Raw genomic sequence first — 24,852 nt, 5'->3', positions numbered from 1 at the left:
ACGTGGATTCGCCTGCTTCGGCCTGCTAACGTGCGGGCCATTCACCGGGGGATGTCGGAATGTTCTGCAAGCAATGCGGCCAGCAACTGGTCGACGAGGCGGTCGTGTGCCCGCACTGTGGCGTGGCGACGGGCCACTTTCCGCAGGTGGTCGCGCAGGGGAAGAGCCGCACCAGCTTCATCCTGTTCGGGGCACTGCTTGGTCTGATCGGCCTGCCGGGCATCCACAACTTCTATGCGGGCTACAACCAGAAGGGCCTGGTGCAGATCCTGGTCAGCGTGCTGTCGTGCTGGCTGCTGTGGATTCCCATGTACATCTGGACCATCGTGGAGATCTGCACGGTGACGGTCGACAGCGACGGCAAGCCGATGTACTGAGGCGTTACGTTGAGGAAGGAAATGCCATGAAGCCATCCGTCCTGTGCATAGCCGGCCTGATGCTGGCGCTGGCATCCGGCGCATACGCCGGAGAACTGGAGTGGCTGGCCGGCCATTGGTGTGGCCAGCGTGGCAAGACGTTCAGCGAGGAAACCTGGATGGCGCCGCGCGGCGGGCTGCTGGTCGGCATGCATCGCGATACGCGCGAGGGCAAGGCGATCGGTTTCGAGTTCATGCGCATCGCGCAACAGGAGGGGCGCTGGGTATTCCTGGCGCAACCCGGTGGCGGTGCGGTCACGGCGTTTCCCGCAGAGCACATGGCGCGGGGTCGCGTGGTGTTCGCCAATCCCGCGCACGATTTCCCGAAGCGGGTGATCTATTCCCGGCCCGACGCCGATACGCTGCACGCGCGCGTGGACGACGGACGTGACGACGGCAAGGCGATGGAATGGACCTGGCGGCGCGATTGCGTCGCGCCGCCGAGGGAGTGAGCGTTACGGCAGCGCGGCTTCGCCCAGCGAGGCCAGCCATTCGTCGTCCGAGCCTTCGTTGACGCCCTCGAACAGCGGCGTGGAGAAATAGCGCTCGCCGGTGTCCGGCAGCATCGCCAGCAGCACGTCGCCGGGCTTGGCCTTCTGCGCGACCTGCAGCGCGGCCGCCACGGTGGCGCCGCCGGAAATGCCCACGAAGATGCCTTCCTCGGCCGCCAGGCGGCGCGCGGTGGCAATGGATTCCACGTCGGTGACCGGCAGGATCTCGTCGGCGACCTCGCGGTTCAGCACGTCAGGTACGAAGTCCGGCGTCCAGCCCTGGATCTTGTGGGGCTGCCATTCCTTGCCCTGCAGCAGCGACGCGCCGGCCGGTTCGGAGGCGGTGATGCGCACGTCCGGACGCGCGACCTTGAGCACTTCACCCACGCCGGTAAGGGTGCCGCCGGTGCCCCAGCCGGTGACGAAATGGTCGAGCCGGCGGCCGGCGAAATCGCGCAGGATCTCCGCCGCCGTCGTCTGCCGGTGGTAGGCCGGGTTGGCCGGGTTGGCGAACTGGCGGGCGAGGAACCAGCCGTGCTGCTTCGCCAGTTCCTCGGCGCGCCGCACCATGCCGCTGCCGCGCTCGGCGGCGGGCGTCAGGATGACCTTGGCACCATAGGCGCGCATCAGCTTGCGGCGTTCGATCGAGAAGGTCTCGACCATCGTGGCGACGAACTTGTAGCCGCGCGCCGCGGCCACCATCGCCAGCGCCACGCCGGTATTGCCCGAGGTCGCCTCGATGATGGTGTCGCCGGGTTTCAGCAGGCCCTTGGCTTCGGCATCCAGGACGATCGCCAGGGCCAGACGGTCCTTCACCGAGCCGCCGGGATTGAACGACTCCACCTTGGCGTAGAGGGTGACGTGCTCGGGCGCGATGCGCTGCAGTTTCACGACCGGCGTGTGGCCGATGGTGTCCAGGATGCTGTCGTAAACGGCCATGGGGTCTCCGTGTGGCGTGGATCAGGCGGCCTGCAGTGTGGGCGCCGGAAGGTTGCGGGAATGTGTGGGTGCGGTGGCGCCGACCGGTGGTGCGCCGAACCAGTGCAGCGTGCCGGCCAGGGCCGCCACTTCGCCCAGGATCAGCAGGGCGGGCGAGCGTACCTGGTGAGAACGCGCCGTTTCCGGCAGATCGGCCAGGGTGCCGTTCAGCACGCGTTGTTCGCGGCGGGAGCCGTTCTCCACCAGCGCGAACGGCGTCGACGCCGCGCGGCCGTGCGCGATGAGACGGTCGCGAAGGCCTTCCAGCCCGGCCACGCCCATGTACACGGCCAGCGTCTGCCGTTCCTGCGCCAGCGACTGCCAGTCGAGGGTGTCGAAGGAGTCCTTGCAGTGCGCGGTCACCAGCTTGACCGACTGCGCATGGTCGCGATGCGTCAACGGGATGCCCGCGTAGGCCGCGCACGCGACCGCCGCGGTGATCCCCGGCACCACTTCATAGGGAATGCCGTGCGCGCGCAGGAATTCCAGTTCCTCGCCGCCGCGGCCGAACACGAACGGGTCGCCGCCCTTCAGTCGCACCACGCGGTGGCCGGCGCGTGCGTGTTTCAGCATCAGGCGGTGGATGTCGTCCTGCCGCGTGCTGTGGCCGCTGGCCGACTTGCCGACTTCGATATAGGTCGCATCACGGCGTCCGAGTCGCAGCACGTCCTCGCTGACCAGGCGGTCGTGCAGCACCACATCGGCCTCGTTCATCGCCCGCAGCGCATTGAGCGTCAGCAGGCCGGCGTCTCCCGGGCCCGCGCCCACCACCGCCACGGAACCGGTGCGGGGCTGGGGCGCGGCTTCATCCAGGCTGGCGAGGAAGTGGTGCTCGGCCTGCGCATGGAGCTGCTGGCGGAACAGGCGCGGCAACGGCCCGGCCAGTACTTTCTCGAAGAAGCGACGGCGTTCGGCGGGGCGCGGGAAGCGCTGACGGATGCGCTGGCGCTGCCGGGTGAACAACTCGGCCAGCGAGGTCCACGAATCGTCCAGCAGGGTCTCCAGCTGTCGGCGCAGGTGGCGCGCCAGCATCGGCGCGCCGCCCCCGCTGGAAATGGCGACCTGCAACGGGCCGCGTTCGACGATCGCGGGCACCTGGAAGCTGGACAGGGCGGCGTCGTCCACCACATTGGCCAGCATCCGGCGCGCCTCCGCGGCGGTGGCCACCGCACGATTGACGGTGCGGTCGCCGGTGGCGGCGATCACCAGCCAGGCATCGTCCAACTGCCCGGGGGCGAACACGGCCTGCAGCCACTCGATCCGGCCCGCCGCCCGCAGGCCGGCCAGTGCAGGGGTCAGCGTGGGGGCCACGACCCGCACCCGCGCCCTGGTGTGGAGCAACGCCTCGATCTTGCGCTCGGCGACGGCGCCACCGCCCACGACCAGTACCTGGCGGCCTTGCAGGTCGGCGAACAGGGGAAACAGCGGAGCGGTCACGGGCAGGGCGGGCAGGAGTGGGCTGATGACCGTACTGCCGGGTCATGCCTGTCGGAAATGACATCCCGACAACATCATATGCCTTGCGGTTATAAGCGGCGGGGGCTACGGTCCGAGGAAATCCACTACAGTCCAAGGCCCCTTCCGGTGGGCCGACGCGCGCCCTACGCCGATGACGCTGACCCAACTCCGCTACCTGGTGGCCATCGCTGACGCCGACCTGAACATCACGCTGGCAGCCGCGCGCGTGCATGCCACCCAGCCCGGCCTGTCCAAGCAGCTCAAGCAGCTGGAGGATGAACTGGGCTTCCTGCTGTTCGTGCGCAAGGGTCGCAGCCTGGAGAGCGTCACGCCGGCCGGCCAGGAAGTGATCGAACGGGCGCGGCTGGTGCTGGCCGAGGCCAACAACATCCGCACCTATGCCGCCAACCAGCGCCGCGAGAGCCAGGGCCAGCTGGTGCTGGTGACCACCCATACACAGGCGCGCTTCGTGCTGCCGCCGGCCATCGCGCAGATCAAGCGCGACTTCCCGCAGGTCAGCGTCCACCTGCAGCAGGCGCCGGAAAGCACGGCACTCGACCTGCTCACCCAGGGCGACGCCGACATGGCGGTAGTGAGTACCGCCGGAGACCCTCCGCAGGCCGGCATCGCCGTGCCGCTCTATCGTTGGCGACGACTGGTGCTGGTGCCGCGCGGACATGCGCTGGAACAGCTCGGCCGCGTGCCGGGCATGGCCGACCTGGCCGCGCAGCCGCTGATCAGCTACGAGTCCTCGACGCGACCGGGATCGTCCCTGCAACGCGCGTTCGCCAAGGTCGGACTGGAACCGGACATCGCCCTGACCGCGCTCGATGCCGACCTGATCAAGACCTATGTCCGCGCCGGATTGGGCGTGGGCCTGCTGGCCGAGATGGCGGTCAGCGCGACCGACACCGACCTGCGTGCATGGGCCGCGCCGGCGGAGGTGAAGGAGTGCATCGCCTGGGCCGTGCTGCCGCGCGAACGTGTGCTGCGCGACTACGCCCTGGACCTGGTGCGCGCGCTGGCACCGCAGATCGATCGCCGCGACCTGCGCCGGGTGATCGACGGCAACCAGGATCCGGACTGGCCCACGCCGCCCACCTGGCAGGCGCTCACCCAGACCATCACCAGCTAGGCCCTGCGGTCCCCCGTTGGCGTGATTGACGCGCGCCGCCGCCCGCGCGACGCTGATGGCACTCTTCCGGGCATGTGTCGGCATCCCCATGAATCGTATTTCCAGGATGGTCGTGCGCATGTACGTGCCGGCGGCGGTGATCGCCGCCAGCGGGTTCGCCACGGCCGAAGCCGTCACCCGCACTGGGCGCAGTTTCGGCGACGTCACGCCACAGCGCCTGGCCTCGCTGGCGTTCCTGCTGGCCATCCTGCTGGGCACCGCCTGGGCCCTGCACTCCACCTGGCGGCTCTACCGCTGGGCGCGTGGCCGTGAACTGCGCTGCGCCTGCGGCGGCATGATGTCGCGGGTGCGCTACAACCGGCAGCGGCAGAAGTACCGCAAATGCCTGGCCTGCGGCGGCAAGACGCTGGAAGGCGCGCATTGCGGCGGCACGTGAGGTGGCGGTTCGACCGTGCCGCGGCGGTGTGGACGCTGGGCCTGTTCGTGCTGCTCGTGCTGTTGGCGACCCTCGGTGCGGGACTGGGGTGGATACGCAGTTTCGTGGGCGACGTGCTCGCCGTCCTCTGGCTGCATGGCCTGTTCGCCAGTGCCGTGTGGCTGCGTCCGCCCATGCGTCCCCTGCTGGCGCTCGCCGTTGGGCTGGCCATCGAGGCAGTGCAGTACGTCAACCAGCAGATGGGCTGGCAGGTGGCCTCGCCCGTGCTGCGCATCGTGCTGGGCAGCACGCCGGACTGGCTCGACGTGGTCGCCTACCTGATCGGTTTCGTGCTGGCGTGCCTGCTGGAGCGGCACATGGCGGGCAAGCCCGCCGTCTGATCGCTCACGAAGGGCAGCGTCCGTCGACCGCCTGTTGCGCCACGCATTCGCGGTAGCTGTCGGGCAGCCCCCGGATCTCATGCGTCTTGCCGGGCGACAGCACGAAGTCCTCCAGTGTGGTGCGTTCGCAGGCAGCGGGATTTTCGCCCGGTGCCGGCGCCGGGCAGCGCTCCGTGTAGACGCGGTAGTGGCATTGCCCGCTCTCGCTGGCGAAGCACTCGAACGTGGCGACGCCCTCGCGCAAGGTGGTCTTGCTGAAGAGCGTGTCCACGCCGTTGGCGCTGCTGTGGTGGATGGTGGTGACGCTGGGCTTCTCGTTGCATCCTGCCAGGGCCAGCAGGCAGGACATCAGGGACGTGATGATGCGCATGGCGGTTCCTCGGGTTCCATTCGGCAAGGGCATGCCCACCACGGCGCGTGCGCGCCATGCCGGCGATGCCACGTTGGATGCCGCTATAGGCGGCGGGGTTTACGTCGGCGCTACATGTTGCGGAACAGGCTCATGAAGGGCTGGCTGACGGTCAGCGTCTCCGGGCGGTTCTTCAGCTTCAGCCGGCCGCGACCGGTGTCGTCGCGGCTGACCGAGGCCACGGCCTTCATGTTGACGATGGTGGAACGGTGGATCTGCTTGAAGGTGGCGGCGTCCAGCGAGTCCAGCAGTTCGCGCAGCGGCGTGCGCAGCAGCGACTCGCCCTCGGCCGTCATCACCGTGGTGTACTTGTTGTCGGCCTGGAAGTAGGCCACGTCGTCCCCCATGATCAGCCGGGTGTCCTTGCCCGCGCTGGCGGTGATCCACACCAGCGGCGGCTTGGAGGCCGGCATCTCGCGCGCGGACAGGTGGCGCAGCAGCGCTTCCAGCGTGGCGCCGTCGGGGTGCCCGGCCGCCGCGCGCGCCTGGATGCGCTGCACGGTGGCCAACAGCCGTTCGCGCGTGATCGGCTTCAGCAGGTAGTCGATCGCGCCCTGCTCGAACGCATCGATCGCGTACTGGTCGTAGGCGGTGACGAACACCACCTGCGTGCGCGGGCTGGCATCGGCCAGGCCGCGCGCCACTTCGATGCCGGTCAGGCCCGGCATGCGGATGTCGAGGAAGGCCACATCCGGCTGCAGTTCGGCGATGGATTCCAGCGCACTGGCGCCGTCCTCGCATTCGGCCACGATCTGCAGCTGCGGCCACGCCTCTTTCAGCAGCGAGGAGAGCGCGGTGCGCAGCAGCTCCTCGTCTTCGGCGATCACGCCCCGGAAATTCATGCGGCACCGGCCTTGCCGTCCAGCGGCAGCGTCAGCGTGGCGGCGACGCCACTGGGGAAGTTGGAGACGATGGCGAACGAGGCCTCGCTGCCGAAGGTCAGGCGCAGGCGTTCGCGCAGGTTCTTCAGGCCGATGCCGGTGCCGGTGCTCTGGCCGCCGAAGCCCTGGCCGTCGTCGGCGACGGTGAGCGTGGCGTGGTCGTCGTGCCTGCGGGCGAGGATCCAGATGGTGCCGCCGCCGGTCTTCGGCTCCAGGCCGTGCTTGATCGCGTTCTCGACCAGCGTCTGCAGCATCATGGACGGCATCGGCACGGCCTTCAGCGCGTCCGGCACGTCGACCTGCACGTTGAGGCGGTTGCCCCTGCGGATCTTCAGGATCTCCCGATAGGCCTGGGGACGTTCCAGTTCTTCGCCCAGCGTGGACAGCGTGTCTTCCGTGCGCGGCAGCGAACTGCGCAGGTACTGGATCAGGTGACCCAGCATCACGTCGGCGCGCGGCGGGTCGGTGCGCGTCAGCACCTGCGCACTGGCCAGCGTGTTGTAGAGGAAATGCGGTTCCACCTGCGCGTTGAGCAGGTTGAGGCGCGCCACGGTCAGTTCCTTCTCGCTGACGGTCTTTTCCACGTCTGCCTGCTCCTGGCGGCGCTGGTCGGCGACGCGGCGGGTGATGGCGCGGGTGACGGCTTCGACGTTCTCGACGTTCACGCCGTCGTCCAGCACGAACAGGTCGAGCCAGGCGCTCGCATCCGGGCCGACCATCAGGGTGATGCTGCTGGTGCCGTTGCCGGGTGTGACCGTGGCCTGCACCAGGTCGCGCTTCACCGCGAAGCGCGCCATGATGTTGAAGCGCGAGGGCTGGCTGGGGCCGTCGAAGCTGTCGATCCGGCGCACCTTGACCCGCACCTGCAGGCTGTCGGGCGCGCTCTCGGGGTCTTCGGCGCGTGGCAGCTCACGCAGCGCGCCTTCGATCAGGGCAAAGGCCGCGGCGGTGTCCAGCGGCACTTCGATCTGCCGGCGCTGGCGGCTCGCCAGCGTGGTGCTGTCCAGTCGCCCGGTGATCAGCCAGATCCGGCGCAGGGGGCTGATCAGGCCGATCAGCACCGACAGCATCACCAGGGTCGAGGCGAGGTTGAAGAGCCACTCGGCCGCGCCCGACAGCATGGTCCGTTCGAAGATGCCGTTCCAGATGAAGCCCGCCATGAGCACGGCGACGAACCAGGCGATCAGGATACGGACGATCAGGAGCAGGCTGGGAAACACGTCGGACACCGCGGCTTCGGGAGTGCCGTGGAGGATAACGGGCCCGTCCCGGGAGGGAAGGGGGGCCGCGACGGAGCCGGCGATGCGGCGACGAAACGGGGCGGTTCCGGCGCGAATCCGTCAGCCGCCCGGGCGCGCCATCAGACTTCCACGTGGATGCCGCACTCGCGCTTGAGGCCGTTGAAGCGGGTGTCCTCCTCGCGCATGCCGGGCTCCCAGCGGCGCGTGGTGTGGAAATCGCCGATCGATACGTAGCCCTGCTCCCACAGCGGGTGGTAGGGCAGGTCGTGCTGCTTCATGTACTGCCAGACGTCGCGGTCGGTCCAGTCGACGATGGGATTGACCTTCCAGCGGGCCTCGCGCTGCTGCAGCACCGGGGCGTTCGCCCGGCTGGTGGATTGCGTGCGGCGCAGGCCGGTGAACCAGGTGCCGACGCCCAGTTCCTTCAACGCGCGCTTCATCGGCTCCACCTTGCGCAGGCTGTTGTACTGCTCGATGCCGACCAGTCCCTGTTCCCACAGGCGGCCGTGGCGGGCCTCCATCCAGGCGCGGCTGACCAGCGGACGGAACACCTGCAGGTTGAGCTTCAGTCGCTCGGTCAGTTCGTCGGCGAAGCGGTAGGTCTCCGGGAACAGGTACCCGGTGTCGATCAGCACGACCGGGATGTCCGGCTTCTGCCGGGTGACCATATGCAGCAGCACCGCCGCCTGCGCGCCGAAGCTGGAGGACATCGCGGCTTCCGCCGGGCCGTGCTTGAGCGCCCAGGCGACGCGCTGCTCGGCCGTCTGCGTTTCCAGCCAGGCGTTGTGCTCGGCGATCTGGTCGGTGTCCAGGGAAAGGGCAGGGGCGCTCATGCGTAAAGGTCCGGTGCGATCTGTCGATGGGTGGGGTACGACGGCAGGGCGACCACGCCACTGCGGTGGAGGAAGTCGCCGAAGCCCTCGCCGCCTTCGCGTTCGCCGGCGTAGCGGGCGAACAGGCCGTCGAGGGTGTCGAGGATGGCGGCCTCGTCGATGTTCTCGCGGTACAGCGTGTTGAGCCGCTGGCCGCGGGCATCCCCGCCGAGCATCAGGTTGTAGCGCCCCGGCGCCTTGCCGACGAGAGCGATCTCGGCGAGGTAGGGGCGCGAGCAGCCGTTCGGGCAGCCGGAGATGCGCAGCAGGATGGGGGCATCGCGCAGGCCGTGCTTTTCCAGCAACGGTTGCAGGCGGTCGCTGAAGTCGGGCAGGTAGCGTTCGGCTTCGGCCATCGCCAGGCCGCAGGTCGGCAAGGCCACGCAGGCCACGGCCGCGCGCTGCAGGGCGGTACCCAGGCGCTCACCGGCATCCAGTCCATGCGCCGTCACCAGCGCATCGATGCGTTCGCGTTCACTGGCGGGCACGCCGGCGATCACCAGGTTCTGGTTCGCCGTCATGCGGAATTCGCCCCGATGCACGTTGGCGATCTCGCGCAGGCCGGTCAGGTGCGTGGCGTGCGCGGTATCGGCGATGCGGCCGGCGAACAGGTGCAGGGTCAGGTGCCAGCGGCCGTCTTCGCCCTCCACCCAGCCATAGCGGTCGCCGTTGTGCTCGAAGCGGAACGCGCGCACCGGCTGCAGCGTAACGCCGCTGCGGCGTTCGATCTCGCCGACGACCGTGTCCAGGCCATGGTCGTCGATGGTGTACTTGAAGCGCGCGCGCTTGCGCTGCTCGCGGTTGCCGAGGTCGCGCTGGGTGGTGACGACGGCCGTAGCCACATCGATCAGTTGGCCCGGGGTGATGAAGCCGACCACGTTGCCGACACGCGGGTAGGTTTCGGCGTCGCCGTGGGTCGCGCCCATGCCGCCGCCGATCACCAAGTTGAAGCCTGCCAGCACGCCGTCTTCGAGAATGGCGATGAAGCCCAGGTCGTTGGCGAACACGTCCACCTCGTTGACCGGCGGGACCGCGAAGCCGATCTTGAACTTGCGCGGCAGGTAGGTGGCGCCGTAGATGGGCTCCTCCTCCTCGCCACTGCCGGCCACGCGCTCCTCGTCCAGCCAGATCTCGTAGTAGGCGCGGGTGTTGGGCAGCAGGTGTTCGGACAGCTTCGCGGCCCAGGCCTGCACCTCGGCGTGCGCGCGCGACTCCAGCGGATTGGCCGCGACCAGCACGTTGCGGTTGACGTCGCCGCAGGCCGCCAGCGTGTCGATCAGCGCGGCGTTGATGGCCTGCATCGTCGCCTTCAGTTCACGCTTGATCACGCCATGGAACTGGAACGCCTGGCGCGTGGTGATGCGCAGCGAGTGGTTGGCGTACCGGGTGGCGATAGCGTCCAGCTTCAGCCACTGCGCCGGCGTGACAACGCCACCGGGCGTGCGCGTGCGGATCATGAACTGGTACGCCGGCTCCAGCTTCTGCCGGCGGCGCTCGTCGCGCAGGTCGCGGTCGTCCTGCTGGTAGCTGCCGTGGTACTTGATCAGGGTCTGGTCCGATTCGCGCAGCGCACCGGTGACCGGATCGGCCAGGCTGTCGAGCAGGCTGCCGCGCAGGCGGTGGCTCTCGGATTTGATGTCTTCGACGGAGTGGTGGCTCATGGGTATTCCACTGTAGGAGCGACGTGAGTCGCGACCGGAAAGTTGCAGATCGCGACTCACGTCGCTCCTACAACAGCGGGGTCGTCAGTACACGTCGCGCCCGTAGCGCCCCTCCGTCTGCAGGTTCACCAGGTATTCGTGCGCGGCCTCTTCATCCAGGCCGCCGTGCTCGGCGACGATGGACTGCAGCGCCGCATGCACGTCCTTGCCCATGCCGATGGCGCCGCAGACGTACAGGTGCGCGCCGTTCTGCAGCCAGTCGTAGACCTCGCGGCCGCGCTCGCGCAGGCGGTCCTGCACGTAGATCTTGCGGGCCTGGTCGCGCGAGAACGCCAAGTCCAGGCGATGCAGTTCGCCGCTGCGCAACGCGTCCTGCCATTCGCTCTGGTAGAAGAAGCCGTGGTTGAAGTGCGGGGCACCGAAGAACAGCCAGTTGCGGCCGCGCGCGCCGGTCTCGGCGCGCTCCTGCACGAAACCACGGAACGGCGCCACGCCGGTGCCGGGGCCGATCATCAGGATGTCGCGGCTGCCGTCGGCCGGCACCCGGAAGCGTTCGTTGGCCTCGATGTACACCGGCACCTGGTCGCCTTCCTCGCGTGCGGCAAGGAAGCCGCTGGCGGCACCGCCGGGCGCATGGCCGAAGGCGTCGTAGCCCAGCACGTCCACGGTCAGGTGCGCTTCTTCGCCCACGCGCTTGCGGCTGGAGGCGATGGAGTACAGGCGCGGTGCGAGCGGGCGCAGCGCAGCGACCAGTTCCTGCGCGGACCAGCCGGCCGGCCAGCGGCGCAGCACGTCGATCAGCTGGTGCGTGTTGAACAGCTGTGCAAGCGCGGCATTCTGTGCCGGCGCGAGCAGGGCGTTCAGTTCATCGGCCTGCGCATGCGCCGCATGCGTGGCCAGGAACGGGCGCGACAGCCGGGTCAGCTCGCGGCGCGCGGCCAGCCACTCGCGCAGCGGCAGGGTGTCGCCGCCGTCGCTGACGGCGGTCTCGCCATCGAGTCTCAACGCCTCCAGCACGCCATCGACCAGTGCGGCCGGATTGCGGTGGCGGACGCCGAGCGCATCGCCGGGTTCGTACTGCAGGCCGCTGCCGTCCAGCGACAGCTCGATATGGCGCACGTCCTTGTCGGCAGCGCCATGCTGGCCGAAGCGCGGCCCCTTGAAGTCGCGGCCACTGATGCGCTGGTTGAGCAGCAGTTCGGCCGGGAAGGGGTGTTCGTGCGACCACGCGCCGGCATGGCCCGGACGCAGCGGGGTGACGGTCGCCAACGGGGCCGGGGCCGCGGCCGGTGTTTTCAGCAGGTCGCGGGCGTGGTTCAGCGCCTGCTCGCGCCAAGGGGTGGCGACCGTCTCGATGTCGAGGTCCGCCAGCCCGGCGGCGAACAACCGGCTGCCGCCGAGTTCGGCCAGGCGTGCGTCCAGGCGGGTGGCGATGCCGCAGAAGTCGGCATAGCTGGAATCGCCCAGCCCGAGTACGGCGTACTTCAGCTCCGGCAGCTTGGGTGCACGCTTGCCGCGCAGGAACTCGACCAGGCCGATGCTGTCGTCCGGCGGGTCGCCTTCGCCCTGGGTGCTGATGACGAGGTAGAGCAGGCGCTCGCTGGCCAGTTCGCGCTGCGGGTAGGCGTCGGCGCGGAGCAGGCGAACCGACAGGCCAGCGGCTTCGGCCTGCTGGGACAGCGCCTCGGCGACACGGCGGGCATTGCCGGTCTGACTGCCGTAGACGATGGTCAGGCGCTGCGCGGCCTGCGTGCCGGTGGCAGGGGCGATCGCTTTCGGCAACGTGGTGGCCGAGGCAGCCTGCGGTGCCAGCTGGGCCTGCGCCAGGCCGGCGGCGTAGCCGGAGACCCACCACAGGCTGGCGCCATCCAGGCCGGCCACCGCCTGGGCCAGCAGCGCCCGCCGCTCCTCCGCAAGGGGGATGGGGGCAAGGACAGGCTGGGTGGCGGACATCGGCAGGACCCACGGGCGCGACTGGGATGGTCGATGTTAGGAACCCGCTCCCGCGGGCAGAAAGGACGCCTGGTTATGGGCTTATGTCGCCCGCTTATTTCGCCGGCATGCGCCCGCGGCCGAATACTGGCGGCCCTCCCGGCCATCAAGCGAAGCCCTGTTAGGCTAGCGCGTCCGGATTCCACCCCTGCCGCGCCCTTCGATGACCGCCGTACACCGCCTGTCCCACCTCGACCGCCTGGAAGCGGAAAGCATCCACATCCTCAGGGAAGTCGCTGCCGAGTTCCGCAACCCGGTGTTGCTGTATTCGGTGGGCAAGGACAGTTCGGTGCTGCTGCCCCTGCTGCTGAAGGCGTTCGCGCCGGCCCGGCCGCCGATCCCGCTGCTGCACGTGGACACGCGCTGGAAGTTCCGAGAGATGATCGCCTTCCGCGACCGGCGCGCGGCCGAGACCGGCGTGGACCTGCGCGTGCACATCAACCCGGACGGCATCGCCCGCGACATCGGTCCGATCACCCACGGCGCCACCGTGCACACCGACGTGATGAAGACCCAGGGCCTGAAGCAGGCGCTGGACCATTACCGCTTCGATGCGGCCATCGGCGGCGCCCGCCGCGACGAGGAGAAGTCGCGCGCCAAGGAGCGCGTGTTCTCGTTCCGCAACGACAAGCACCGCTGGGACCCGAAGAACCAGCGGCCGGAACTGTGGAACCTCTACAACGCCCGCATCAACACCGGCGAGAGCGTGCGCGTGTTCCCGCTGTCGAACTGGACCGAGCTGGACATCTGGCTCTACATCTACCGCGAGCACATCCCGGTGGTGCCGCTGTACTTCGCCGCCGAGCGGCCGGTCGTCGAACGCGACGGCGCATTGCTGATGGTCGACGACGAACGCCTGCCGCTGCACGAGGGCGAAGTGCCGCAGCAGCGGCGCGTGCGCTTCCGCACGCTGGGCTGCTACCCGCTGACCGGTGCCATCGACTCCGACGCCGACTCGCTGGAGAAGATCATCGCCGAGATGCTGGTGACCACCAGCTCCGAACGCCAGGGCCGGGTGATCGACCACGATCCGGGCGCATCGATGGAGAAGAAGAAGCTGGAGGGGTATTTCTGATGTTCCCGGTGATCGCCGTTGTAGGAGCGGGCCATGCCCGCGATGCGTTTGCGCGGCGTGGAGAAAAGCATCGCGCCCAAGGGGCGCTCCTACAGGAAATCCACCATGTCTGACATCTCGGATTACCTCAAGCAGCACGAAGCCAAGCCGCTGCTGCGCTTCATCACCTGCGGCAGCGTGGACGACGGCAAGAGCACGCTGATCGGCCGCCTGCTGTACGACAGCAAGCGGCTGTTCGACGATCAGTTGGCCGCGCTGGAGAAGGACAGCCGCAGGCACGGCACCCAGGGGGAGCGCATCGATTACGCGCTGCTGCTGGATGGTCTGGCCGCCGAACGCGAGCAGGGCATCACCATTGACGTGGCCTACCGCTACTTCGACACGGACAAGCGCAAGTTCATCGTCGCCGACTGCCCCGGGCACGAGCAGTACACGCGCAACATGGCCACCGGTGCATCCCCCGCCGACCTGGCGGTGGTGCTGGTGGATGCGCGCAAGGGCCTGCTGACGCAGACGCACCGCCACAGCTACATCGTCTCGCTGCTCGGCATCCGCCAGGTGGTGCTGGCGGTGAACAAGATAGACCTGGTCGATTTCGACGAAGCGGGGTTCGCGCGCATCGCCACCGACTATCGCGCCCTGGCCCGGCGCCTGGGCATCGCCGAGGTCACCTGCATCCCGCTGTCGGCGCTGGGAGGCGACAACCTGTCCTCGCGCTCCACGCGCACGCCCTGGTACAACGGGCCCGCGCTGCTGGAGCACCTGGAACAGGTGCAGGTGGACGCCCAGGAGGGCGGCGGCAGCCTGCGCCTGCCCGTGCAGTGGGTGAACCGTCCGCACCAGAATTTCCGTGGCTATGCCGGCACCCTCGCGGCCGGCCAGGTGAAGCCCGGCGACGAGGTCATCGTGCTGCCGTCGGCGCGCCGTTCGCGCGTGAGCCGCGTGCTCGATGCCGAGGGCGACGTCGCGTCCGCGACCGCAGGGCAGGCGGTGACGCTGACTTTGGTCGACGAGATCGACATCAGTCGCGGCGATGTGATCGCCGCAGCGGGCGATCCGCCCGAAGTGGCCGACCAGTTCGCCGCGCACCTGCTGTGGATGTCCGACGCGCCGCTGCTGCCGGGACGGCCCTACTGGCTGAAGATCGGCGCGCGTACCGTGTCCGCCACGGTCACCGAGATCAAGCACCGCATCGACGTGAACACCCAGGAGCACCTGGCCGCCAAGCGGCTGGAACTCAACGAAGTGGGCTACTGCAATCTCAGTCTGGATGAGCCCATTCCCTTCGAAGCCTACGCACGCAACCGCACGCTGGGCGGCTTCATCCTGATCGACCGCTACGACAACGGTACCGCAGCGGCAGGCACGCTGGACTTCGCCCTGCGGCGCGCGGGCAACGTGCACTGGCAGCATGTCGATGTCGACAAGGCCGCGCGTGCGCGCCAGAAGGGGCAGGTGCCCAAGGTCCTGTGGTTCACCGGCCTGTCCGGCGCAGGCAAGTCCACCATCGCCAACCTGGTCGACAAGCGCCTGCATGCGCTGGGCTACCACAGTTTCCTGCTCGACGGCGACAACGTGCGCCACGGGCTGAACCGCGACCTGGGCTTCACCGACGAGGATCGCGTGGAGAACATCCGCCGCGTCGCCGAAGTGGCCAAGCTAATGACCGACGCCGGCCTGATCGTGCTGGTGAGCTTCATCTCGCCGTTCCGCGCCGAGCGCCGGATGGCGCGCGCGCGGTTCGACGCGGGCGAGTTCGTCGAGGTGTTCGTCGACGTGCCGCTGGCCGTGGCCGAAGCCCGCGACGTGAAGGGCCTGTACAGGAAGGCGAGGGCGGGCCTGATTCCCAATTTCACCGGCATCGATTCCCCGTACGAAGCGCCGGAGCATCCCGAACTGCACCTGGATGCCGGCGCGGGCGATCCCGAAACGATGGCGCTGCAGGTGCTGGCTCATCTGGGACTGGACTGACCGCGCGGGCCCGCAAGGGTCATTGGTCATGCTCGGGTGTGTCCACCGCACGCCCTTCGGCGCGTTTCCAGCACGAACCGTCGCATCCGCACCAGCGCGGGCTGCGTAGGCTCGCTAAACTGCGTGGATAACGAAGATTACGGGATGATGCATGCTCAGCCGATCCGGATTCCGCTGCTTCGCAGCCTGCCTGCCGTTCCTGTTGCTCGCCGCGTGCGGCGGGAAGGAGCCGCAGGCGAAGGCGAACGGCAATGCGGCCGAGCGCCCGATTCCGGTGACCACGCGCGTGGTGCAACCGTCGGCGTGGAACGACACGCTGCAGGCGCTGGGTACCGCGAAGGCGCGGGAATCCGTCACCCTGACCGCCAAGGTCAGCGAGATCGTGCAGGACGTGCACTTCGAAAGCGGCCAGCAGGTGCGGGCGGGCCAGGTACTGGTCACGCTGAAGGGCGATGCCGCACAGGCCGCGCTGGTGCAGGCTGAGGCGACCTATGCCGAAGCCGAGCGTCTGTACCGCCGGCAGAAGGAGCTGGCCGACCAGCAGCTGATCGCGCGCTCGCAGTTGGATACCCAGCTGGCGCTGCGCGACGCCGCCGCTGCGCGCGTGCGCCAGGCGCGTGCCGACATCGGCGACCGCAGCGTGCGCGCGCCCTTCGCCGGCGTGCTGGGCATCCGCCAGGTCAGCCCCGGCTCGCTGATCACCGCCAACAGCACCATCGCCACGCTGGACGATGTCTCGCGCATGTACGTGGATTTCCAGGTGCCGGAAGCGGCCCTCGCGTCCGTCGCCACCGGCAATGCCGTCACCGCCACGGCCACCGCCTACCCGGGCGAGACCTTCCAGGGCGAGGTCGAAACGATTGATGCGCGCATCGACCCGGCCACCCGCGCGGTGACCGTACGCGCGGTGTTCCCGAACGAAGATCGCAGGCTGCGCCCGGGCATGCTGATGGACGTGCGCCTGTTCCGTCCCGAGCGGCAGGCGCTGGTGATTCCGGAGATCGCGGTGGTGCAGGTCGGGCGCGATTCGTTCGTGTACCGGGTGAAGGCCGACGGCAGCGTGGAACAGGCGCCGGTGACCGTGGGCGTGCGCCGCGATGGCCAGGCCGAGATCGTCGAGGGCATCGCCGCCGGTGAGCGCATCGTCATCGACGGCACCGGCAAGCTGCGGCCGGGCGTGAAGGTGGCCGATGCCGCGCCGTCGGCCCCGGCGAAGCCGGATGCCCCGGCCGCCGACGGCCAGGGCTGAGCGCCATGAAACTCTCCGACCTGTCGATCAAGCGGCCCGTCTTCGCGGCGGTGATCAGCCTGCCGCTGGTCGTGCTGGGCGTGATGTCGTTCCTGCGACTGACGCTGCGCGAACTGCCCAACATCGACCCGCCCATCGTGTCGGTGGAGGTCAACTACCCCGGCGCGTCCGCCGCCGTGGTGGAGACGCGCATCACCCAGATCCTCGAGGACGGCCTGTCCGGCATCGAGGGCATCAAGACCATCCAGTCGAGCAGCCGCAACGGCCGCTCCGACGTGACCATCGAGTTCAACCTCAGCCGCGACATCGAGGCCGCCGCCAACGATGTGCGCGACCGCGTCAGCCGGGTGATGGACCGCATGCCCGACGAGGCCGACCCGCCCGAGATCTCCAAGGTCGAAGCCGACGCAGACGTGATCATCTGGCTGAACATGCGTTCCACCGTGATGGACACGATGGAGCTGACCGATTACGCCGACCGCTACGTGCTGGACCGCCTGTCCGCGCTGGACGGCGTGGCGCGCGTGCAGCTGGGCGGCGGCCAGCGCTATGCGATGCGCATCTGGCTGGACCGCGAGGCGATGGCCGCGCGCGGGGTGACCACCGGCGACGTGGAAGCCGCCCTGCGTGCGCAGAACGTGGAACTGCCGGCCGGCCGCATCGAATCCAGGACCCGCGACTTCACCCTGCGCGTGGAGCGCGGCTACCAGCGTCCGGAACAGTTTGCGCAGCTGCCGTTGCGCAAGGGTACGGACGGGTACGTGGTGCGGCTGGGCGACGTGGCGCAGGTGGAACTGGGCCCGGAAGAACGCCGTTCCTACCTGCGCAGCAACGGCGTCCCCAACGTGGGGCTGGGCATCGTGCGCACGTCCACCGCCAATGCGCTGGATGTCGCCCGCGCGGCGCGCGCCGAGGCGGAGGTCATCCAGAAGACCCTGCCCGAAGGCACCGAGATCTTCATCGCCTACGACAGCACCACCTTCATCGAGGCCTCCATCGAGCGCGTGTACTGGACGCTGGGCGAGGCGATGGTGCTGGTGTTCCTGGTCATCTGGCTGTTCCTCGGCAGCCTGCGCGCGGCGCTGATCCCGGCGGTGACCGTGCCGGTGTGCCTGGTGGCGGCCTTCATCGCGCTGTATGCGTTCGGCTTCTCGATCAACCTGCTGACGCTGCTGGCGCTGGTGCTGTGCATCGGCCTGGTGGTCGACGATGCCATCGTGGTGCTGGAGAACGTGCAGCGGCGCGCCGATCTGGGCGAGCCCTCGCTGGTCGCCGCGCGCCGCGGTACCGCGCAGGTGGCGTTCGCGGTGATCGCCACCACCGCGGTGCTGGTGGCGGTGTTCCTGCCGGTGGGCTTCATGGAAGGCAACACCGGTCGCCTGTTCCGCGAGCTGTCGGTGGCGCTGGCGGCGGCCGTGGCCATCTCCGCCTTCGTCGCCCTGACGCTCACCCCGATGATGTCGTCCAAGCTGGTGCGCCCGCATACCGAGCCGCGCGGGCTCAATGCGTGGACCAACCGCATCCTCAACCGCGTCAGCACCGGGTATGGCCGGCAGGTGGAGCGCCTGGTGGGCCTGAGCGGCAGGCGCATCCTCGGCATGGTGCTGCTGGCGATGGCGTTGTGCGGCGTGGCGATCGTCGCGCTGGGGCTGCGCGTGCCCAGCGAGCTGGCGCCGGCGGAGGATCGCGGCCGCTTCTTCGTGATGGTGGACGGCCCCGAAGGCGCCGGCTTCGACTACATGGTCGGGCAGATGCAGCAGGTCGAGAAGATCGTGCTGGCCCAGGTGGGCAAGGACAAGCCCGTCGACCGCGCCAACTCGCGTACGCCGCGCGGTTTCGGTGGCAGCGAGGACATGCACACCGGCCAGGTCATCGTGTTCCTGCACGACTGGCATGAGCGCGACGTCGCCACTGACGACGTGGTGAAGCAGCTCCGCGGGGAATTCGCCAAGCTGCCCGGCGTGCAGGCCCGCGCCAACGTGCCGGGTGGTCTGGTCGGCAGCCGCGGCCAGCGCTACCAGCTGGTGCTGGGTGGGCCGGACTACGCCGAGCTGGCGCAGTGGCGCGACCGCATCCTGCAGCGGATGGAATCCAACCCCGGCATCCAGGATCCGGATTCGGACTACAAGGAAACGCGTCCGCAGATGCGGGTGAACATCGATCGCGACCGTGCCGCCGACCTGGGCGTGTCGGTGCAGGAGATCGGCCGTACGCTGGAAACCATGATGGGTTCGCGCCAGGTGACCACCTACGTGGACAGCGGCGAGGAATACGACGTCATGCTGCAGGCCGGGCGTGAGCAGCGTGCCAACCCCGAGGACCTGGCGAACACCTATGTGCGCGGCCGCGACGATGCGCTCATCCCGCTGTCCAACCTGGTGACGCTCAGCGAGATCGCCGAGCCCGGCACCTTCAACCGCTTCAACCGGCTGCGCGCCATCACCATCAGCGCAGGCCTGGCCCCCGGCTATTCGATGGGCGAGGCGCTGGAGTGGACGCGGCAGGTGGTGGACGAGGAACTGCCCGACTACGCGCAGATCGACTGGAAGGGCGAATCGCGCGAGTACCAGGAAGCCGGTGGCGCGATCCTGCTGACCTTCACCCTGGCGCTGCTGATCGTCTACCTGGTGCTGGCCGCCCAGTTCGAGAGCTTCATCCATCCGCTGGTGATCATGCTGACCGTGCCGCTGGCGGTGCTGGGTGCGCTGATCGGCCTGTGGGTGACGGGCGGCACGCTGAACCTCTTCAGCCAGATCGGCATCGTCATGCTGATCGGACTGGCGGCGAAGAACGGCATCCTGATCGTGGAATTCGCCAACCAGTTGCGCGACGACGGCGCCAGCGTGGCGCAGGCCATCGCCGAATCCGCCCGCGTGCGCCTGCGCCCCATCCTGATGACCTCGGTCGCCACCGTGGTCGGTGCGGTGCCGCTGGTGCTGGCCGGCGGACCGGGATCGGCCAGCCGCGCCACCATCGGCATCGTGGTGATCTTCGGCGTGACCTTCTCCACGCTGCTCTCGCTGTACGTGGTGCCGGCGTTCTACGCGCTGCTGGCTCCGTTCACGCGTTCGCCGGAAGCGGTGGCGCATGAACTGGGCAAGCTGGAGGCGGAAACGCCCTCCGTCGGTGGTCATGGCTGAGGCCGGTGCGCGCCCGCATGCGGACGTGCGCATCGCGGGCGACGGCTTCCTGCTGCGCGCATGGCGGCAGGAGGATCTGGCGGCCCTGCTGCGCCACGCCGACGATCCGCAGGTGCCGCGTGGCCTGAGCGACCGCTTCCCGCATCCCTACACGCGCGCCGACGGCGAGGCGTTCCTCGCCGGCCGCGTGGTCGACTTCCGTCACCCCGTGTTCGCCATCGAGATCGACGGCGAGGCCTGCGGCGGCATTGCGGTGCGCCCCCACGCGGGCGAGAGGGCGCACGGTGCGGAACTGGGCTACTGGCTGGGCCGCCAGCACTGGGGCCGGGGCCACATGACGCGCGTGGTCGCCGCTTACCTGGGCTGGGTGGTCCCCACGCTCCAGCTGGTCAGGGTCGAGGCCAATGTGCTGGACACCAACCCGGCGTCGGCGCGGGTGCTGGAAAAGAACGGCTTCGTCGAGGAAGGCTGCCGGCGGGCCGCGATCCGCAAGCCGGATGGCCTGCACGACGTGAGGCTGTTCGGACGGGTCTGGCCCGGCTGAGACGTGCGCGGGGGACTGCGCAGCGGCGCGTGTTGCGGTTATCTTGCAGGGACCCGGTGGCGCGTCTGCGCCGCCTTCCCGTATCCCAGCGCACGCACGAACGACGGAGACGCATCCCCGTGGAAGCCCTTTTCAACTGGTTGAACGGCATCATCTGGAGCAATGCGCTGATCGCGCTGTGCCTGGGCGCCGGCCTGTGGTTCACCCTCCGCACCCGCGTGATGCAGGTGCGCGGTTTCGCCGAGATGTGCCGGCTGACCGTGACCGGGCAGAAGTCGGATGCCGGCGTGTCCTCGTTCCAGGCCTTGGCCATCTCGATGGCCGGCCGAATGGGCATCGGCAACATCGCCGGCGTCGCCACGGCGATCGCCTACGGCGGCCCCGGCGCGGTGTTCTGGATGTGGGTGATGGGCTTCCTGGGTGCGTCGACTTCGTACATCGAATGCACCCTGGCGCAGATCTACAAGGAAAAGGATGCCGAAGGGCGCTACCGCGGCGGTCCGGCCTACTACATCGAGAAGGCGATGGGCCTGAAGTGGTACGCGGTGACCTTCGCCGTGGCCACGGTCATCGCCACCGGCCTGCTGTTGCCGGGCGTGCAGGCCAACGCCATCGCCGACAGCGCCAGCAACGTCCTGTGCGGCGCCGGGGCCTGCGAGGCGGTCGGCGGCGCCGGCGCGTTGAAGCTGTGGATCGGCCTGGGCGTGGCGGCGGTACTGGCGCTGATCATCTTCGGCGGCATCAAGCGCATCGCCACCTTCGCCGAGGTCGTGGTGCCGTTCATGGCGCTGGCCTTCATCCTGATGGCGGTGACGGTCATGATCGCCAATGCCGGCAAGGTGCCGGCGATGTTCGCCGACATCTTCTCCAGCGCGTTCGGCGCGCACGCGGCCTTCGGTGCGATCATCGGCCAGGCCATCGCCTGGGGCGTGAAGCGCGGCATCTACGCCAACGAGGCCGGCCAGGGCACCGGCCCGCACGCCGCGGCGGCCGCCGAGGTCTCGCACCCGGCCAAGCAGGGTTACGTGCAGGCCTTCGCCATCTACTTCGACACCATGCTGGTGTGCACCTCGACGGCGTTCCTGCTGCTGTCCACGGGCATGTACAACACCTTCCGGACCGTCACCGAGAACGGCAAGGACACGCTGGTCGCCATCGTGTCCGGCGTGCCCGGCCTGCAGCCCTCCGAGGGTGCGCAGTTCACCCAGGCGGCGGTGGAATCGGTGCTGCCGGGTTGGGGCGCGGGCTTCGTGGCGCTGGCGCTGTTCTTCTTCGCCTTCACCACCATCATGGCCTACTACTACATGGCCGAAACCAACCTGACCTACCTGGCCGGCGTGAAGAAGACCCACCCCCTGGCGACCCTGCTGCTGCGCCTGGGCATCGTGGGCATGGTGGTGTTCGGCGCGTACCACAACGCCGCGATGGCATGGACGCTGGGCGACATTGGCGTGGGCCTGATGGCATGGTTGAACGTCATCGCCATCCTGATCCTGCAGAAGCCCGCGCTGATCGCGTTGCGCGACTACGAGCGGCAGAAGAAGCTGGGCGTGGATCCGGTGTTCGATCCGGAGGCGCTGGGCATCCGCAACGCCCACTTCTGGAAGAAGCAGGCCTGACGTGAGCAATCCCTGGAACAACCGTCCGCCGCGACCGCCCGGTGCCCCGGATCGGCGGCGGCCGCCGCGCACGCAGGACGAGCGTTCCGTGCGTGAACCGCCGTCGCGGGACGAAGGCGTCGCCAGCGCCGCGCGCAGCGAGTTGCGCCTGTACGGCCTCAACGCCGTGCATGCTGTGTTCTCGCGCCGCCCGGAGGCCATCCGCAAGGTCTACCTGACCGAATCGCGCATTCCGGCGTTGAAGCCATTGCTGGCGTGGTGCGTCAAGCAGCGTGTCGGCTATCGCGTGGTGGAGGAGGGCGACCTGGACCGCCTGGCCGCCAGCACGCATCACGAAGGGGTGGTGGCGGACGTCCTGAAGGTCGAGCCGCTGCCGATGTCCGACTGGGTGCGTACGTTGCCCGAAGGCAAGCCCGTTGCGGCGCTATGGCTGGACGGCGTGGGCAATCCGCACAACTTCGGTGCGATCCTGCGCTCGGCCGCGCACTTTGGCGTGGCGGGCATCCTGCTGCCGCGCGAGTCGACGCTGGCGTTGTCCGGCGCAGCGGCGCGCGTGGCCGAGGGCGGTGCAGAACAGGTGCCGCTGGTGCGCATGGGACAGGCCGACAACGCCGCCGCCCAGCTCCGCAAGGCAGGTTTCTCGCTGGCTGCCACCGTCGTGCGCGGCGGCAGTGACCTGTTCGCAGCGAAGCTGCCGCCGCGGCTGGTCTATGTGATGGGGGCGGAGGGCGAGGGCATGGATGCGCGCCTGGCCGAGGCCTGCGACCTGCGCCTGTCGATTCCCGGCAGCGGTGCGGTCGAGAGCCTCAATGTTGCGGCGGCGACGGCGGGGTTCTTGGCGCAGTGGAAACAGCGCCTGTAGAGCGGAGCCTGCTCCGCTGCTGGCCCCTGTAGGAGCGCCCCATGGGCGCGCTGCTCTTCTGTCGGTCACCTGAAACGCACCGCGGGCATGGCCCGCTCCTACAAAGACAGGGAACGGCTCGGCAGAGTCGCGAGACCTATTCCTTCAGCTGGCTGCCGAAGTCGCCGTCGGCTTCGGCAGCGAGATAGGCGAACACCGCATACGCCGCCACGTTCTGCGCCAACGCGGCGGGATCGATCTTGTCCAGCGTGTCGTCGGCGTTGTGGTGCAGGTCGAAATAGTCGCTGCCGTCCTGCGCCAGCCAGGCCCACGCCATGCCCTTGGCCGCGAACGGGCTGATGTCGGGGCCCGCGCTGCCCTTGCCGGGTGCGTACTCGATCCCCAGCGGCGCCAGTGCCTGCGCGATCTGCTCGGTGGCCTTGCGTGCGTGGTCGGGGGCGCCGGTGTTGAAGGCGTAGATGCGGCCGGCGCCGAAGTCGCTCTCGGCCGCGATCTGGTGGCGCGCGATGTCGCCCAGGTGCTTCGCCGCATACGCCTTGCCGCCATGCAGGCCCTGCTCCTCGTTGGCGAAGGCGATCACGCGGAGGGTGCGCTTCGGCGCCTGCTTCAGCTGGCCGATCAGGTGGCCGGCGGCCATCGTGATGCCGATGCCGGCGCCATCGTCGATCGCACCGGTGCCCAGATCCCACGAATCCAGGTGCGCGCCGATCACCACGACTTCGTTCGGCTGGCTGCGCCCGGTGATCTCGCCGATCACGTTGTGCGAGGTGTACTCGCCGTCCCAGCCGCAATCCAGCGCCAGCGACACGCGCACCGGGCCGCGCTGCAGCAGGCGGGCCAGCTGGTCGGCATCGGGGATGGTCAGCGACGCGGACGGTACCGGCGTCAGGCCTTCGTCGAAGCGGGTGATGCCGGTATGCGCGACGCGGTGGTTGTCGGTGCCGGCCGAACGCATCAGGAAGGCGAGCGCGCCCTTGCGGATCGCGGCCGAGGGGCCCTTCGAGCGGATCGCGCCGCCATTGCGGTAATCGCTGCCGTCGCGCGCGGAGGTCATCTGGTAGTCGATGAAGGCGATCTTCCCGGCCAGCGATCCCGCGGGCGCCGCTTCCAGCGCGGCCAGGTCGGCAAAGCGGACGATCTCCGCTTCCACCGTGCCCGCCGGACTGCCTCCCAGGGCGGTGACGGTCAACGGCTGTGCATGTTCGCCCAGCACGGCGGCACGCTCGCTGCGACGCACCCATTTGGGGAACGTCACCGGCTCTATCCACACCTTGTCGAAGCCGAGGGCCTTGAACTTCGCCTGTGCCCACGCAACGGCCTTCGCATCCGCGTCGCTGCCGGCCAGGCGCGGCCCGATCTCGGTGGTCAGCGATTCGACGACGTTCCAGCCGGTCCGGTCTGCGAGCGCCCGCTCGCGCAGCTGCGCGGCGGTGGCGAGGGCGGCATCGGGAATACGGGTTTCGCGGGAAGCGGCGAGGGCGGGCGCGGTGACGGCAAGAGCGAGCAGCAACGGAGCAAGACGCATGGAGAACCCCGGAAAAACGAAGGCCCCGAGCTTAGCAGCCCGGGGCCCGGTGTTTCCGTCGACCGCGTTGCCGATCCGGAACGCCGCGTTTCGTCACTTCTTCAGCGCATCGCGGATCTCGCGCAGCAGCAGCACGTCCTCGGGCGGCGCGGCCGGTGCGGCTTCGGGCTTGCGGTGCAGGCGGTTCACCGCCCTGACCAGCAGGAAGATCGCGAAGGCCACGATGACGAACTGGATGACCGTGTTGAGGAACTCGCCGATGCCGATCGCGACGGCCGGCACCTCCTTGCCGGCGGCGTCCACGGTGGCTTCCTTCAACGTCCATGCCCACTTGGAGAAATCCACGCCGCCCACCAGCAGCCCGATCGGCGGCATGATGATCTTGTCGACGAAGGCGGTGACGATCTTGCCGAACGCAGCGCCGATCACCACGCCGACGGCCAGATCGACCACGTTGCCGCGTGCGATGAATTCCTTGAACTCGCTGACCATGCCCATTGCGGGATCTCCATGAACG

22 protein-coding genes are annotated in these 24,852 nt (G+C 69.0%); 12 read left to right on the top strand and 10 right to left on the bottom strand.

The genetic code is table 11. The features are described from left to right. Positions 1-59 precede the first annotated feature (59 nt). Both CSC76_RS02275 and CSC76_RS02270 read left to right on the top strand, forming a co-directional pair. Complete coding sequence (locus tag CSC76_RS02275; protein WP_162108441.1) at positions 60-377, top strand: zinc-ribbon domain-containing protein; 318 nt, start codon at positions 60-62, stop codon at positions 375-377. A 26-nt stretch (positions 378-403) separates the two neighbouring features. Then, the gene (locus CSC76_RS02270) at positions 404-868 is read left to right on the top strand and encodes a DUF6265 family protein (protein ID WP_162108440.1); all 465 of its coding nucleotides are present in this window, start codon (positions 404-406) and stop codon (positions 866-868) included. 3 nt (positions 869-871) lie between these two features. Here CSC76_RS02270 and cysK read toward each other — a convergent pair whose 3' ends face one another. Beyond that, entirely contained in the window at positions 872-1,846 is a 975-nt protein-coding gene (gene cysK / locus CSC76_RS02265; RefSeq protein ID WP_162108439.1) for a cysteine synthase A, read from the bottom strand. A 21-nt stretch (positions 1,847-1,867) separates the two neighbouring features. Continuing rightward, positions 1,868-3,322 (bottom strand): siroheme synthase CysG, encoded by a 1,455-nt coding sequence (gene cysG, locus CSC76_RS02260; RefSeq protein ID WP_162108438.1) that lies wholly within the window; start codon positions 3,320-3,322, stop codon positions 1,868-1,870. Positions 3,323-3,494: 172 nt separating this feature from the next. On the opposite strand from cysG, the gene CSC76_RS02255 reads away from it, so the two are divergent. The 3 genes from CSC76_RS02255 (at position 3,495) to CSC76_RS02245 (ending at position 5,294) form a co-directional block, all read left to right on the top strand. Then, positions 3,495-4,478: a LysR family transcriptional regulator gene (locus tag CSC76_RS02255; RefSeq protein ID WP_162108437.1), complete on the top strand. Its 984-nt coding sequence runs from the start codon at positions 3,495-3,497 to the stop codon at positions 4,476-4,478. Positions 4,479-4,566: 88 nt separating this feature from the next. Further along, positions 4,567-4,914, top strand: a complete 348-nt coding sequence (locus CSC76_RS02250; RefSeq protein WP_162108436.1) for a hypothetical protein — start codon at positions 4,567-4,569, stop codon at positions 4,912-4,914. Continuing rightward, positions 4,911-5,294, top strand: a complete 384-nt coding sequence (locus CSC76_RS02245; protein WP_202923467.1) for a ribosomal maturation YjgA family protein — start codon at positions 4,911-4,913, stop codon at positions 5,292-5,294. The genes CSC76_RS02250 and CSC76_RS02245 overlap by 4 nt, the downstream gene beginning before the upstream one ends. A gap of 4 nt (positions 5,295-5,298) precedes the next feature. Here CSC76_RS02245 and CSC76_RS02240 read toward each other — a convergent pair whose 3' ends face one another. The 6 genes from CSC76_RS02240 to CSC76_RS02215 all read right to left on the bottom strand — a co-directional run bounded on the left by CSC76_RS02240 (position 5,299) and on the right by CSC76_RS02215 (position 12,311). Continuing rightward, a complete protein-coding gene (locus CSC76_RS02240; RefSeq protein WP_162108434.1) occupies positions 5,299-5,664 on the bottom strand; it encodes a hypothetical protein in 366 nt (121 codons plus the stop codon). Positions 5,665-5,774: 110 nt separating this feature from the next. Next, positions 5,775-6,545, bottom strand: coding sequence for a LytR/AlgR family response regulator transcription factor (locus CSC76_RS02235; protein WP_162108433.1), 771 nt, complete (start codon positions 6,543-6,545; stop codon positions 5,775-5,777). Beyond that, complete coding sequence (locus CSC76_RS02230; RefSeq protein WP_162108466.1) at positions 6,542-7,804, bottom strand: sensor histidine kinase; 1,263 nt, start codon at positions 7,802-7,804, stop codon at positions 6,542-6,544. Before CSC76_RS02230 ends, CSC76_RS02235 begins: the two co-directional genes overlap by 4 nt. 140 nt (positions 7,805-7,944) lie before the next feature. Then, positions 7,945-8,658 (bottom strand): phosphoadenylyl-sulfate reductase, encoded by a 714-nt coding sequence (locus tag CSC76_RS02225; RefSeq protein WP_162108432.1) that lies wholly within the window; start codon positions 8,656-8,658, stop codon positions 7,945-7,947. Then, positions 8,655-10,358, bottom strand: coding sequence for an assimilatory sulfite reductase (NADPH) hemoprotein subunit (gene cysI / locus CSC76_RS02220; RefSeq protein WP_162108431.1), 1,704 nt, complete (start codon positions 10,356-10,358; stop codon positions 8,655-8,657). The genes CSC76_RS02225 and cysI overlap by 4 nt, the downstream gene beginning before the upstream one ends. 84 nt (positions 10,359-10,442) lie before the next feature. Continuing rightward, positions 10,443-12,311 (bottom strand): assimilatory sulfite reductase (NADPH) flavoprotein subunit, encoded by a 1,869-nt coding sequence (locus CSC76_RS02215; protein ID WP_162108430.1) that lies wholly within the window; start codon positions 12,309-12,311, stop codon positions 10,443-10,445. Between the two features lie 202 nt (positions 12,312-12,513). Between CSC76_RS02215 and cysD the strand changes: the two genes are divergently transcribed. The 7 genes from cysD (at position 12,514) to CSC76_RS02180 (ending at position 22,810) form a co-directional block, all read left to right on the top strand. Next, positions 12,514-13,425, top strand: coding sequence for a sulfate adenylyltransferase subunit CysD (gene cysD, locus CSC76_RS02210; protein ID WP_162108429.1), 912 nt, complete (start codon positions 12,514-12,516; stop codon positions 13,423-13,425). A 105-nt stretch (positions 13,426-13,530) separates the two neighbouring features. Then, positions 13,531-15,396 carry a sulfate adenylyltransferase subunit CysN gene (cysN, locus tag CSC76_RS02205; RefSeq protein WP_202923466.1) on the top strand — a complete coding sequence of 622 codons (1,866 nt, stop codon included), beginning with the start codon at positions 13,531-13,533 and terminating at the stop codon, positions 15,394-15,396. A gap of 151 nt (positions 15,397-15,547) precedes the next feature. Next, positions 15,548-16,645 (top strand): efflux RND transporter periplasmic adaptor subunit, encoded by a 1,098-nt coding sequence (locus CSC76_RS02200; RefSeq protein WP_162108427.1) that lies wholly within the window; start codon positions 15,548-15,550, stop codon positions 16,643-16,645. A 5-nt stretch (positions 16,646-16,650) separates the two neighbouring features. Next, entirely contained in the window at positions 16,651-19,785 is a 3,135-nt protein-coding gene (locus CSC76_RS02195; protein WP_162108426.1) for an efflux RND transporter permease subunit, read from the top strand. Next, positions 19,778-20,329 (top strand): GNAT family N-acetyltransferase, encoded by a 552-nt coding sequence (locus tag CSC76_RS02190; RefSeq protein WP_162108425.1) that lies wholly within the window; start codon positions 19,778-19,780, stop codon positions 20,327-20,329. The genes CSC76_RS02195 and CSC76_RS02190 overlap by 8 nt, the downstream gene beginning before the upstream one ends. 119 nt (positions 20,330-20,448) lie before the next feature. Further along, the gene (locus tag CSC76_RS02185; RefSeq protein WP_162108424.1) at positions 20,449-21,948 is read left to right on the top strand and encodes an alanine/glycine:cation symporter family protein; all 1,500 of its coding nucleotides are present in this window, start codon (positions 20,449-20,451) and stop codon (positions 21,946-21,948) included. Continuing rightward, on the top strand, positions 21,896-22,810 hold the full coding sequence (locus tag CSC76_RS02180) for a TrmH family RNA methyltransferase (protein ID WP_425500831.1): 915 nt from the start codon (positions 21,896-21,898) through the stop codon (positions 22,808-22,810). Before CSC76_RS02185 ends, CSC76_RS02180 begins: the two co-directional genes overlap by 53 nt. 136 nt (positions 22,811-22,946) lie before the next feature. On the opposite strand, the gene CSC76_RS02175 is transcribed toward CSC76_RS02180, so the two are convergent. Then, the gene (locus CSC76_RS02175; protein WP_162108422.1) at positions 22,947-24,335 is read right to left on the bottom strand and encodes a M28 family peptidase; all 1,389 of its coding nucleotides are present in this window, start codon (positions 24,333-24,335) and stop codon (positions 22,947-22,949) included. Between the two features lie 93 nt (positions 24,336-24,428). Beyond that, positions 24,429-24,833, bottom strand: a complete 405-nt coding sequence (gene mscL, locus CSC76_RS02170; protein ID WP_162108421.1) for a large-conductance mechanosensitive channel protein MscL — start codon at positions 24,831-24,833, stop codon at positions 24,429-24,431. Between the last annotated feature and the right edge of the window lie 19 nt (positions 24,834-24,852).

It is taken from the genome of Pseudoxanthomonas mexicana (assembly GCF_010093385.1).
Taxonomy (GTDB): domain Bacteria; phylum Pseudomonadota; class Gammaproteobacteria; order Xanthomonadales; family Xanthomonadaceae; genus Pseudoxanthomonas_A; species Pseudoxanthomonas_A mexicana.
The sequence above is the reverse complement of the archived record's forward strand: the minus strand, read 5'-3'. Positions and strand labels throughout refer to the sequence as shown.